Genomic DNA, 13,074 nt, shown 5'->3' with positions numbered 1-13,074 from the left:
GGCGCCCCCACCGAATCGATATCGATGCGACGCGCGCCGCCTTGATCGGCGACAATCCACGCGTGGCCGCCTTCAGCATCGACGAGACCGAGCGCAGCCCTTCTCCGGCGTCCCGGTCCTCGTCGACCGCGCTCGCCGCACGGGCCCTGGGCTCGGTCCCACCGACGGTGCTGGTGCTGCTGGGCATCCTCAGCACCCAGCTCGGCGCGGCACTGGCGAAGCACCTGTTCGGCGCGGTCGGCGGCTTCGGGGCGGTGGCGCTGCGGCTGTTCTTCGCCGCGGCGGTGCTGACGGGGTTCTGGCGTCCGACGCTGCGCATGGACCGCCGCGCCTGGACGGCGGTGCTCGGCTACGGGCTCGTCCTGGGCTCGATGAACCTGTGCTTCTACCAATCGCTGGCCCGGATCCCGCTGGGCATCGCGGTGACGACCGAGTTCCTCGGGCCGCTGGCCGTGGCGCTGGCCGGATCGCGGCGCTGGCTGGACGCGTTGTGGGCGGTGCTCGCCGGCGGCGGCGTGCTCCTGCTGACGGAGGGCGGCGGCAAAGTCGACCTGGTGGGCGTCATGTTCGCCCTCGGCGCCGGCCTGTTCTGGGGCCTGTACATCCTGATGGGCGCCGCACTCGGCCGGCACACCAGCGAAGGCGACGGCCTGGCCCTGGGCATGGCCGTCGCCGCACTGCTGGCGGTGCCGTTCGGCGTGGTCAGCGGCGGCACGGCACTGCTGCGACCGTGGGTGCTGGCGGTCGGGCTCGGCGTGGCGCTGCTGTCGTCGGTACTGCCGTACTCGCTGGACCTGGAGGCGCTGCGCAAGATCCCGCCCAGCGTCTTCGGGATCCTGATGAGCTTGGAGCCGGCGGTGGCGGCACTGATCGGGCTGATGGTCCTCGGGGAGTCGCTGGGATGGTCGCAGTGGATCGCGGTGCTGTGCGTCGTGGTGGCTTCGGTGGGGGCCACTCGCGGCGCCCGACCGAACACGTGAGAGACCACCGATGAATCAACCGATGAATCAATGGGCTGCTGCCCGAAAACTCTCAAGACGTAAGGCAGCGTCAAGGCCCGTCCATCCAATAGCGTATGCGTGTCCTGGGCGTCGGCGGATGCCACCCACGACGCCGAAACCACGCAAAGGGATGGGGATCCATGCAGAAACCGACGTCCACGAACGGACGCAGAATCGCCGCCGCGATGTTCCTCGGCGCGACGTCCACCGCGATGGTGGCGGGTACGGCGCACGCGGACGGTGTCACCGGCGCGAAGGTCCACAAGGACTATCTGGACGAAGGCTCGGTCGCGATGAAGGGCGACGCGAACACGCCCACCGCCCTCATAGGCCTGGACGTAGAGGGAAGCAGCAACACGCTGTGGACCTACTGCATCCAGCAAACGGTCGGGCTGAACAAGAACGAGACCTACGACGAGCACTCGTGGACTGAGGAACAGCAGCGGACCGGCATCGACCCGCAGCACCTTGAGGGGATCAAGTGGATCCTCAACAACTCCTTCCCGCAGGTCGACGTGGACAAGCTGGCAGCGGCTGCCAACGTCGGCGGCTCCCTGACTCCGGTGGAGGCCGTCGAGGGCACCCAGGCCGCGATTTGGACCTTTGCGGACCCCAGGCACAAGAGCGCTCTCGACGAGTCGGCCGAGGCCGACCCCAATGTCACCACGCTCTACAAGTGGCTGATGTCGCAGGCCGCTCTCCACATGGGCGACAGCGATCAGCCGCAGGCCTCGCTCAGCATCAGCCCGGCGCCGTCGCAGACCGTCCCTCAGGCCGGATCCAAAGTCGCGTTCACGCTCACGAAGAGCACCGCCATCTCGGCCGGGTCCATCACCGTCACCCTCAACGACGCGCACAAGACCGGCGCCAAGCTCGTGGACGCCAGCGGAAAGACCATCGCAGCGCACGCGACGTTCAAGACCGGCGACACCGTCTACGTGCAGCTGCCGAGCACGCCGACCAGCGGCGAGGTCTCCCTGACCGCCACCGGCACCGTCAGCGGCATCCAGGCCGGCCGGGTGTTCCTGAGCGCCGACAGCGCACCGTCGCAGAACCTGATCCTCGCGCAGGCGCAAAGCACCCCGGTGTCCGCGACCGCCGACATCAAGTGGGTCCCGGCCACCGTGCCGACGACCACTCCCACCAGCCCGCCGTCGACAGCGCCGAGCTCACACCCCACCACCTCCGCCCCGAGCACCCACCCCCCGACCACCCCGAGCACGTCGCCCTCCACCCCCACCCCCGGCGGCCTGGCCCACACCGGCGCCGGCGGCACCGTGCCCCTGGCCGGCGGCGCGCTGGCGCTCGTCGCTGCGGGCGGCGGGATGATGGTTTACACGCGGCGGAGCAAGAAGCAGAGCTCGCATTCGTGATGCGGTAGCGCTCAACGCTGCACCGCGTATTGCGTGCTGCGTATTGCGTCGGAGTCCCGTGGCGGCGTGGATCCTGGGCCGCTGCGGGGCTTTCGGCGCGTCGGCGTCGAGTGCGCGCTCGTACCAGTCCCCTGCGACCGTGCGCGCACGCCAAGTCCCGCTCGGCGGCTGAATCACCCGAACGGCCACGCTGCGGTGAGCTGGGGACGGCAGGTGACGCTAACGTCCGCATTGGCGGCGGCTGGCGCGCAGCGGGCGCCGACGGAGGGCGGTGACCGACGATGAACCCGCGACCTTCGGAACACGAGCGAAGCCCGAGCACCGCGGTCAGCGCCGCCGACCCGAGACGCCCAACCACCACAACCAGCGCGAACAACTCAACCAAACCCGCCGCGCCGCCCGATACGAGCGCTGCGCCGAGCACCGCGGTCAGCGCCACCGCGCCGCCCAACGCCCCCGCCGGCACCAGCACCAGCACCAGCCAGCCTGGCGCCGCCAGCTCGCCCGGCGCGAGCCGCGCGTACACCGCCGTCGCCGACCTGCCCACCGCAAACACCGCCCCCTCGGCGAGCCCTGCCCGCGCCGCCACCACCCCCCACCGCCCCGGCCTCGCCACCGGCCTCCTCGCATGGTTCGCCGAGCGTCCGCCGGCCGCCGGGTCCGCCGTCATGGCGACCGGCATCGTGTCCGTCGGGCTGCGGCAGGTCGGCGCGGGTGTCCTGTCCGACGTCGCGCTGGCGCTGGCCGGGGTGCTGTGGCTCGCGCTGGCGGAGGACTTCGGGCGGCGGCTTCTGTGGCAGCGGCAGCGCTGGGCGTCCGAGTCGCGCACTCCGGCGGCGCTGACCGGGGTCGCGGCGACGACCGTGCTGGGCGTGCGCATCAGCCTGGCCGGGTGGCAGCCGGTGGCGGTCGCGCTGCTGATCCTCGCGACGCTCCTGTGGCCGCTGCTGTTGTGGGCGGTGCTGCGCCACCTGACGCCGCACATGCCCGGCGCCGTGTTCCTGATCTGCGTCGCGACGCAGGGGATGGCGACGCTGAGTGCCACTCTGGCCGCCGCGCTTCCGGCGCGCTGGCTGTTCTGGCCCGCGCTGGTCCTGTTCGTCATCGGGCTGGGGCTGTACCTCTACGCGCTCGGCCACTTCGATGGCTCCGCCGTCCGCGACGATGCGGGCGACCACTGGGTCGCCGGCGGGGCGCTGGCCATCTCGGCGTTGGCGTGCGCGAAGCTCACCGAGGCCAAGAGCTGGACCGGCTCGCTACACAGCACGCTGCAGGTGACCGCGCTCGTGCTGATCGCGCTGGCCTGGCTCTGGTACGTCGTACTCGCCGCGGCCGAGGTCCGCTGGCCGCGCCTCCGCTACGACGTACGCCGCTGGGCCACGATCTTCCCGATGGGCATGACCGGTGCGGCGACGTCGGAAGTGGCGAAAGCCACCGGCTGGAGCCACCTCACCGGCGTGGGACACACGTTGGTGTGGATCGCCGCCGCGGCATGGCTTCTCGTCTTCATCGGTCTGGTCAGAGACGTTGCCGGCCAGATGCGCCGTGCCGAACCTGCCGAACCTGCGGAACCTGCCGATCCCGGCAAGCCGAGGAAAGCCTCAGGGGCCGCCCGAATAACGGACGACCCCTGAGCCCACGCACTCACGCACTCAAATCAGGACACGACAGCCCTAAGGCGCCACGCGCCCCCCAACAGCCTGAGCAACCTGCCCCTCAACCACGTCCGAGACAGCGACCGGCCCGCCGAACAGCTCGACCGCCCCGCCGGCCAGCGCCTGGCTGAACCCGTGCAGCGCGGTGGCGGTCCCGTCCGGCAGCTTCACCGGGTCGGTGAGCAGCAGCGGGCTGTGCGCCGCGGCCAGCATCGCGGCGCCGGTCAGGGCGTCGGCGAACTGCGTGCCGGTGGCGACGCCCACGGTCTTCGGGGCCGAGAACGTGCCGGCCACCAGCGCGGCCGTGGCGTAGCGGTCCCAGCCGACGAACTGCGCCGAGGCGTCGCGGTTCGGCAGGTGCGCGGCCGCGGCGACGGCCTGGCCGCCGACCGCCGCCACCGAGTGCGCGCCGGCCACGAAGCCGGCGACGGCCGGGGACAGCGTGCGGTCGTCGGTCAGCAGGATCGCCGCCGGGGTGGCGGCGCCGCCGTAGGTGGCCGAGAACGGGCCGGCCGTCAGGGCGTCGGCGAAGTCGTGGCCGGTGGCCAGGACCACCTTGCCGGACGCGGCGCCGACCTGGTTCGCGATCTGCAGCGAGGTCGCGTACCGGTCGGCGCCGCCGAGCCGGGTGATCTGCCCGGCCGGCAGGCCCAGCGCCGAGACGACCTGGTCCGACACCGCGTTCTGGCCGCCCAGGACGTACACCTTGCCGCCGGGCGCCAGGACCCGGTGGATCTCGGCGACCACGGCCGGGTCGGCCGCGTGCGACGGCGTCAGCAGCAGCGGGCCGCCCTTCTCGGTGGCCAGCGGGACGCCGGACAGCGCGTCGGGGAAGGTCTCGCCGGTGGCCAGGACCACGGCCTTGGCCGAACCCGCCGTCGGGAACGAGGACTGCGACACGGTGATCGCGGTGCCGTAGCGGTCCGAGCCCCAGACCCGCTTCACGACCGGGACGCCCGGCGCCGGGTTGGTGGGCGGCGTCGGCGGCGTGGGCGGAGTCGGCGGCGTCGGCGGCTGCAGCGGCGTGACGGTCGCGATCTTCGACAGGTAGTCGTCGGCCGGGGAACCCAGGCCGGTCGCGTCGTCGTAGCCGGCGGCGGCGGACAGCGAGGTGTCCTGGCCTGCGTGGAACATCGTGCCGCGCGTCGGGTTGGCGGCCGAGGTGTAGATGCCCTCCAGCACCGACGGCTGGCCCGCCGGGGACCCGGTCACGTCGTGGAACGCCGAGGTGCCGTTCAGCGCGTACAGCGCCGGGTTGGCGAAGCCCAGGGCGTGCCCCGCGGCCTGCTTGGCGTCGGCCTGCAACGCCGAGAACTCCGGAGCGGCCACCGAGGTGCCGCCGTAGCCGCCCTCGCTGTACATCTTCGTGGTGCCGTCGGTCATGCCGACCAGCACCGAGCTGGCCAGCGAGCCGTTCATCGCCACGTCCGGCAGGGTCCGCATCGGCTGCGTCGTGCCGTGGCCGCTGGTCGCCAGCGCGGAGGGCACGACGCCGGCCTGGTAGAACGGCTGCGGGATGTCCTCGGACGTACCGCCGCCGCCCCCGAAGTAGAACGAGAACGGCACGGTCTGGTTCGGCCCCGGGCCCGCCGCCCACGCGGCGTCACCCTGCGTGGCCACGGCCGTGTGGTCGCCCATGGTGGCCTCCCACGCGTACTTCCCCGCGGAGTCGGTGGCCAGCGTGGTACCGCCGACCGCGGTGACCCAGGCGTCGCTGGTCGGCCACTCGGTCTGCTTGCGCGCCGAGTTCGAGACGCAGTTCACGCCGCCGCCGGTGAAGTTCGCCGGGTCGTCGTCGCCGCAGTCGCCGGTGGAGAAGTCGAAGCCGATGCCCTCGGCCGCGCCCTTCTGGAATATCCGGTCGTAGGCGGCTATCAGCGACGGGTCCAGGTCCTGGCCGTCGGTGGTGTGCATGATCTCGCCCCAGGAGTTGGAGACCACGTCCGCCAGGTGGTTGTCGACGATCTTCTCCTCGGCGGCCATCAGGTCCGCGTCGGTGCAGGAGTTCGCGCCGACGTAGACGATGTTGGCGTCGGGGGCCAGACCGTGCGTCATCTCGACGTCCAGCGCCTCCTCGCCGGCCACGCCCGCGGTCCCGCCGCAGGCCTGCTGGTTCGTCCACTGCGACGGGTCGACCACTTCGGTGTACTGGCCCTGGGCGAAGGGCTTGTCACCGTGCGCGGTCGCGAACTTGTCCGCGTCCCCCTCCATGGTCGTGGAGCCGTACCAGTCGACGACCGCGATGGTCGCGCCCTTGCCGGTCATGCCGGACTTGGTCACGCCGTAGGCGTCGCGCAGCTGCTGCGGCGTGTACGAGCACGGCAGCAGCGCCGTCGGGCCGGGGTTCACACCGGCCGGCCACGCGCTGCTGGTGGTCGCGCCCCAGTAGGGCGAGCAGGTCTGGTTCGCGGCGTTGCTCGCGTTGACCTTCGCGGAGTCCGCGTGCACCCGCACCGAGGCCTGCGACAGGCCCGAGACGCCGTTGACGTAGTCGGCGACGTCGGCCGGGATGACCGCGGCGGAGGAGGCCGCGTACTTCACCGAGCCGTCAGTGCCCTGGTAGTCCTTGATCTGCGTGCCGAACGCACGCTGCACGGCGGCGGCGTCACCGACCGCGTCGATCCAGTCGCTCTGCACCCCCGAGACCTTCAGCCCCGCGCCGGTCAGCCACTTCTGCACCGCGGCGACCTGCGCCGGCGTCGCCCCGAAGCGGGCCTGCACCTGCGCCGGGGTCAGGTAGTGCTGGAAGGACGGGCTGTTCGGGTCGGACGCGGCGCGCGCCGCGGCCGCCAGCCCCGCCGGGTCCTGTCCGGTCAGGTACACCCGGGTGCTGATCTGCTGTGCGGCCGGCAGGGCCCCCCGGTCCTTGTCGGCCGTCGCCCACGTCGGGTGCGCGTCCGTCAGGATCTTGTTGGTGGTGCTGTGGTGCTGCGTGTCGGCCTGAGCGGGCGAGGCGGACGCGGACGCGGCGACAAGCGCGATGGCGACGGGGAAGACCCCCGCCATCACGGCCTGCGCACGCCGCCGCTGAGCGGCGTTCGGCATTGATGGATTCCCTTTCCCCTGTGGTGACATCCGCCCTGCGTGGAGTGCTGCCATAGCAGCCACTTCATGAAATATTCAGGAACGGCGACTGATGTCTATCCACTGGGAACCCGCAGGACAAGATACGGTCCGAGACCGTGACCGGTTCGTGTCCTGCAGACTCCGGAATCACGCGTGAGCTGTGGGGTTTCTCACTCCCCGAGGAAGCCGTATGAGCCCACCAAAGTCGCGGCGCCGCGCCGTGTCGGGGCGATGATGCGGTCCCCGGCGTTCTGCTGGAAAGCCTGGAAGGCGGCCAGCGGGCGCAGCAGATCGGCGTCATCGTCGTCGTACGCGACGAAGTGGACGAAGCTTACGCCGTCCTCCATACGGAACGTCGCGTAATGCAGGCCTTCGGGCTTCTCGGCTTTGAGTTGCGCGAAGACGGCCTCGACGAGGCGCTGGTTCTCATCGGCCTGGTCCGGCTTGACTTCGTACTGGATGATATGGGTGCTCATATCCGTTCTGTCTCCTCTGGGAGTTTCAGAGCCCTCGCAGCGCACGTTCTGCGCCCGATACCAATACAGACACTCGCGCCGGGGAAAACTGGTCGCGGGCCGGCGAGGTCTTCGCCTGCGAGCGTGTCGCACACCGTCCCACCTGCGACGCCGTACTACGGTGACCACCGTGACCTCGCCGACAGCGCAGCCCGAGCAGCCTGAGCAACCCGAGCAGCCCAAGCAATCAGTACAGCCCGAGCCGCCGCAGCACCGTGCCACCGCGCGCATGCTGCTCCGCCGCCCCAAGCTGTGGCTGATCCCGGCCGTCCTCGCGGCGCTGGTGGCGCTCCTGCTCTCGCTCCTCTATATGGGCGGCATCCTCGACCCGAACGGCAACCTGCACCGCCTCCCGATCGCGCTGGTCGACGCGGACACCGGCGCCCCGCTGCCGGGCCAGCAGCAGAACCTCGGCGCGCAGGTGGCGCAGGCGGTGCTCGCCGGGTCGCCGAAGGGGCAGTTCGACTGGAAGCAGGTCGGGCCGGCCGAAGCGCAGGACATGCTGGCCTCGGGCAAGGTCTACGGCGCGCTGGAGATCCCCGCCGACTTCACGGCCTCGATCGGCGCGCTTGTCACCGGCGGCGCGACCGTCCGCCCGACGATCACCGTGCTCACCAACCCGGGCCTGGGCAGCCTGGGCTCCTCGCTGGCCTCCCAGGTCACCCAGAACGCGGCCCACCAGTCCTCGCTGAGCATCGGCAAGCAGCTCACCGCCGCCCCCGCGGCCTCCGGCCAGGACGGCACCGCCCGGCTGCTGCTGGCCGACCCGGTCTCGGTCACCGTCCAGGTCGGCCACGCCATCGGCCGGCACAGCGGCCTGGGCCTGAGCGCCTTCTACTACGCGCTGCTGCTGGTCCTGGCCGGCTTCATCAGCGGCAACCTGATCCACTCCGGCGTGGACACCGCGCTGGGCTACGCCGACAGCGAGATGGGTCCCTGGCACACCCGGCGTCCGACCGTCCCGATCACCCGGACCCAGACCCTGGTGCTGAAGATGGTGATGACCGCCGGCATCTCGCTGCTCACCACCAGCATGGTGATGCTGGCCTGCATCGCCGTCCTCGGCATGGACGCGAGCCACATCCCGCTGCTGTGGATCTTCTCCTACTGCGCCTGCCTGGCGATCGGCCTGGGCGTGCAGGCCATCAACGCGGCCTTCGGCGGCATCGGCCAGCTGGTCTCCATGTTCGTCTTCATCGCCCTGGCCCTGCCCTCCTCCGGGGCGACCGTCCCGCTCCAGGCGGCGCCGACCATCTACCGCTTCCTCGGCGCGTTCGAGCCGATGCGCCAGCTCGCCGGGGGCGTCCGCGCCATCCTGTACTTCGACGCCCGGGGCGACGCCGGCCTGATGCGCGCCTGGCTGATGATCGCCGTGGGCGTCGCCGGAGCCCTGGTCTTCGGCTTCGCGATGACGCAGTACTACGACCGCAAGGGCCTGCGGCGACTGACTCCGCAGCCGATGCCGCCGCCGGCGGACTAGCTGACGACCGACCCTCCCGTTCGCCGTCGGAAAACATGGTTGCCCCGCCGCGGGCCGCTCCGTCACGGTGGACCCCGTGCCGAAGCCACCGTCACCGATCCGGCGAGTCACGTCCCGCTTGTCGCATCCCCTGTCCACGCTGAAATCCTCGCGGCGGGTCCGGGCCGTGCGCCTGCTGACCTCCGTCAGCCCGGCGCTGACCTGGACCGTCGCCGCGTTCGTCGTCGCCGAAGCGGTGCTGCCGAACCTCACACTGATCGCGATGGGCCGCGCCACCGGCCGCATCCCGGCCGCCGCCCGCGGCGGCCTGAGCTCCGGCGCGGGCCACTCGCTGCTGATCGCGCTGGCCGTCGCAGGGGCCTGCTACGGCTTGTCGCTGCTGCGCGGCCCGGCGCAGGACGCGCTGTCCTCGGTCGTGCGGGCCCGCATGGTCGTCGCGCTCCAGCGGCGGCTGGTGACTGCGGTCAGCGCCCCGGCGGGCATCGCGCACCTGGAGGACGCCGACACCCTGGACCGGCTGGCCAACGCGCAGGGACAGCTGATGAACGCCGCCCCGGCCGACGCCCCGATGACCATCGCCTCGCAGCTCGGCGGCTGGCTGTCCGGCACGATGGCCTGCGTCGTGCTGTCCACCTTCCGCTGGTGGCTGGGCCTGGCGATGTTCGCGGCGTGGATCGCGGTCCGCCACCCGCTGGGCACGCTGATCCGCACCCGGGTCGGCAGCTTCCGGGCCGCCGGGGTGCCGCTGCGGCGCGCCTGGTACCTGTTCGCGCTGGCGACCCGGCCGGGCGCGGCGAAGGAGGCGCGGGTCTTCGGCCTCGGCGGCTGGCTCGCCGCCGAGCACCGCACCCACTACGTCAGTGGCCTGACTCCCACCTGGGAGGAGATCCGACGCCAGGGCCGGCGCGTGGCGACCGTCTCGATCGGGGTCTTCGCGGTCTTCGCCCTCGGCGCCGGAACGCTCGGCTGGGCCGCGTACCACCGCGAGATCGGCCTGGGGACGCTGGCGGTGATGCTGACGATGCTGCCGTCCTCGATGTCGGTCGGCACGGTCTCGATGACCGACTTCCAACTGGAGATGATGCTCACCGCACTGCCCGACCTCGACGCCCTCACCGAGTCGCTGGTGCCGACCGCCGACCCGGCCGACAGCGACGCCGGGTCGGTCGACCCGACGGGCATGCCGGCCCGGGACGTGGTCTTCGAAAACGTCGGCTTCCGCTACCCCGGCGGTGAATCAGAGGTCTACAGCGACCTGAATCTGACGCTGCACGCCGGGGAATCGACCGCGTTGGTGGGTATCAACGGCGCCGGCAAGACCACGCTGGTCACCCTGCTGGCCCGGCTGCGCGACCCGGGGCACGGCCGGATCCTGGTGGACGGCGTACCGCTGAACAATCTGAGAGTCCGCGACTGGCAGAAGCAGATCGCCGTGGTCTACCAGGACTACACGCGCTACCCCCTCACCGCTGAAGCCAACATCACGCTGAACCTTCTAGGGGGTCCGGTCGACGAAGCGGCCTTCGCGCAGGCCGTCGAGCGCGCCGGTGCGACAGACCTGATCGAGGGCCTGTCGAACGGCCGGCACACGATCCTGTCTCCGCAGTACGAAGGCGGGACCGACTTGTCCGGCGGCCAATGGCAGCGCATCGCCTTGGCGCGCGCGCTGTACGCGATCTCGCGCGGCGCGACGGTCCTGATCCTGGACGAGCCGACGGCGCAGCTCGACGTGCGCGCCGAAGCAGCGTTCTACGACCGGTTCCTGGAGATCACGCACGGCGTGACCAGCATCGTGATCTCGCACCGGTTCTCCACGGTCCGCCGCGCCGACCGCATCGCGGTGCTGGACGGCGGCCGGATCACCGAGCTCGGCAGCCACACCGAACTCCTGGCCCGCGCGGGTACCTACGCGGACCTGTTCACCAAGCAAGCGGCGGCATTCACCGGGGGACGGAAGAGGGCATGAGCGGTACGGCACCAGACAGGGGCAACGGCGCGGCCCCGGACGCGGCTCCCACCACAACTCCCGCCCCCACCGACGAAAAGCCGCCCCGCAGCTTCGAACCAGCCCGCCGCCGCCAGCGCCGCCGCCTGTTCGGCGTCCTGGTCGGCTCCGGCTTCCGCGCCGCCCCGGGCATGATGACCGCCGCGACGCTTATGAGCCTGCTGGGCACCGCGGCCTCGGTCAGCTACCCCGTCGGCTACCGCATCCTCGTCGACGCCGCGCTGCGCCACGACGGCGCGCGCGTCGTGGTCGGCGTGGTGGTCGTGGCGGTCCTGTTCGGCACCGGCTGGCTGCTGCAGAACCTCGCAGTCGCGCAGGGCTCGCCGCTGACCGACGTCGTGAACGTCTACCACGCCGAGCGCCTCGCCGGGATGGTCAACGACATCCCGGGCCTGGAGCACTTCGAGGACCCCGAAGTCCTGCGCGAGGTGGAGCAGCTGCGGGACGGACGCCGCGGCCTGGCCGCCGCGCCGCGCCAGATCACCGGCATGGTCTCCAACGCCATCCGGATCGGCACCATCGCCGTCCTGCTGGCCACGGTCTACCTGCCGGTCCTGCTGGTCCCGATCGCCGCCGTGGCCCCGGCGCTGGCCAGCCGCCGAGCCTCGAAGATCGCCAAGAAGAGCGAGACCGACCTGGCCGACGACCGCCGGCTGCTCGGCGACCTGTTCGTGATCACCACCTCCGCGGACACCGCGAAGGAGCTGCGCACCTACGGCATCACTGACGACCTGGCGACCCGCCACCACCAGCTCGGCGACGCGGTGCGCAAGTCCGCGGTCGGCGCCGCGCTGCGCGGTGCGGCGTGGGAGGCCGCGGGCTGGCTGTTCTACGCGGCGTTCTTCATCGCGGCGATCGTCGTGCTGGTCCTGCGCGCCACCCACGGCCAGGTCTCGCCGGGGCAGATCGTCATGGTCGTCAGCCTACTGCGAAGGGTGCAGAGCCAGCTGTCCACGGCCTCCGACACCGCCGGCAGCCTGGCGAACTCCATCCGCAACGCCAAGCGCATGCTCTGGCTCCAGGACTACGCCAAAACCCAGATCCCGACCGGCACGCTGGAGGCGCCGCGAACCCTGGCCGAGGGCATCCGCCTGGACCACACCGCCTTCGCCTACCCGAACTCCGACAAGCAGGTCCTGCACGACGTCCTGCTGGACCTGCCGGCCGGCTCCACGGTCGCACTGGTCGGCGAGAACGGCGCCGGCAAGACCACCCTGGTCAAGCTGCTGACCGGCATGTACGCACCGAGCGAAGGCCGGGTCCTGATCGACGGCACCGACCTGGCCGACCTGGACCTGGCCTCCTGGCGCGGCCGCCTCACCGCGACCTTCCAGGACTTCGTCCGCTACCAGACACCGGCCCGCCAAGCCGTCGGCGTCGGCGACCTGCCCCGCATCGACGACGACGCCGCACTGGCCTCAGCCGTGGAACGCGCAGAGGCCACCACAGTCCTGACGCAACTGCCCGACGGCCTCGACACCCAACTCGGCCGCTACTTCCCCGGCGGCCGCGAACTGTCCGGCGGCCAGTGGCAGCGCGTGGCCCTGGCCCGCGGCCAGATGCGCGAGCAGCCGGTACTGACCGTACTGGACGAACCCACGGCAGCCCTGGACGCGATCACCGAGGCGGCAGTGTTCGACCGGCACGTCCGCATCGCCGCCGAACGCCGCGAGCAGGGAGCGATCACCCTGTTCGTGTCGCACCGGTTCTCCACGGTGCGCGCGGCGGACCTGATCGTGGTCCTCGACGGCGGCCGAGTCGTGGAGACAGGCAGCCACGAGGAGCTCATGGCCGCCGACGGACACTACGCGCAGCTGTATACGTTGCAGGCGCGCGCCTACCTGGATGATGCCGATTCGGGCAAGTAGCAGAACCTTGCTTACCCGCCCCAGCGATCGCAGTACACTTCCACGCGGTCACGGCCATGTCTGCCGTTTCGAGGTTCGGGGGGTCCGAAACATGAGCGGGGGCACCAGATT

Annotated in this window: 8 protein-coding genes; 6 read left to right on the top strand and 2 right to left on the bottom strand. The window is 71.4% G+C overall.

Annotated features, from left to right (window positions below; all coding sequences use genetic code 11):
- Positions 1–62 precede the first annotated feature (62 nt).
- The 3 genes from ABH935_RS31470 (at position 63) to ABH935_RS31460 (ending at position 4,008) form a co-directional block, all read left to right on the top strand.
- Positions 63–980 carry a DMT family transporter gene (locus ABH935_RS31470; protein ID WP_370381572.1) on the top strand — a complete coding sequence of 306 codons (918 nt, stop codon included), beginning with the start codon at positions 63–65 and terminating at the stop codon, positions 978–980.
- A gap of 161 nt (positions 981–1,141) precedes the next feature.
- Entirely contained in the window at positions 1,142–2,374 is a 1,233-nt protein-coding gene (locus tag ABH935_RS31465) for a thioester domain-containing protein (protein ID WP_370381571.1), read from the top strand.
- A 281-nt stretch (positions 2,375–2,655) separates the two neighbouring features.
- A complete protein-coding gene (locus ABH935_RS31460; protein ID WP_370381570.1) occupies positions 2,656–4,008 on the top strand; it encodes a hypothetical protein in 1,353 nt (450 codons plus the stop codon).
- Between the two features lie 39 nt (positions 4,009–4,047).
- Here the strand turns inward: ABH935_RS31460 and ABH935_RS31455 are convergent, their stop codons facing one another.
- Both ABH935_RS31455 and ABH935_RS31450 read right to left on the bottom strand, forming a co-directional pair.
- On the bottom strand, positions 4,048–7,074 hold the full coding sequence (locus tag ABH935_RS31455; RefSeq protein WP_370381569.1) for a cell wall-binding repeat-containing protein: 3,027 nt from the start codon (positions 7,072–7,074) through the stop codon (positions 4,048–4,050).
- 191 nt (positions 7,075–7,265) lie between these two features.
- On the bottom strand, positions 7,266–7,571 hold the full coding sequence (locus tag ABH935_RS31450; protein WP_370381568.1) for a hypothetical protein: 306 nt from the start codon (positions 7,569–7,571) through the stop codon (positions 7,266–7,268).
- Positions 7,572–7,731: 160 nt separating this feature from the next.
- Between ABH935_RS31450 and ABH935_RS31445 the strand changes: the two genes are divergently transcribed.
- The 3 genes from ABH935_RS31445 (at position 7,732) to ABH935_RS31435 (ending at position 12,963) form a co-directional block, all read left to right on the top strand.
- Positions 7,732–9,090: a DUF3533 domain-containing protein gene (locus tag ABH935_RS31445; protein ID WP_370381567.1), complete on the top strand. Its 1,359-nt coding sequence runs from the start codon at positions 7,732–7,734 to the stop codon at positions 9,088–9,090.
- A 76-nt stretch (positions 9,091–9,166) separates the two neighbouring features.
- The gene (locus ABH935_RS31440) at positions 9,167–11,056 is read left to right on the top strand and encodes an ABC transporter ATP-binding protein (RefSeq protein ID WP_370381566.1); all 1,890 of its coding nucleotides are present in this window, start codon (positions 9,167–9,169) and stop codon (positions 11,054–11,056) included.
- Positions 11,053–12,963, top strand: a complete 1,911-nt coding sequence (locus tag ABH935_RS31435) for an ABC transporter ATP-binding protein (RefSeq protein WP_370381565.1) — start codon at positions 11,053–11,055, stop codon at positions 12,961–12,963. The genes ABH935_RS31440 and ABH935_RS31435 overlap by 4 nt, the downstream gene beginning before the upstream one ends.
- Positions 12,964–13,074: the final 111 nt, after the last annotated feature.

The sequence above is a fragment of the Catenulispora sp. GAS73 genome, from assembly GCF_041262085.1.
Classification (GTDB): domain Bacteria; phylum Actinomycetota; class Actinomycetes; order Streptomycetales; family Catenulisporaceae; genus Catenulispora.
Note: the sequence above shows the minus strand (reverse complement) of the source record. Positions and strands in the feature narration are given on the sequence as shown.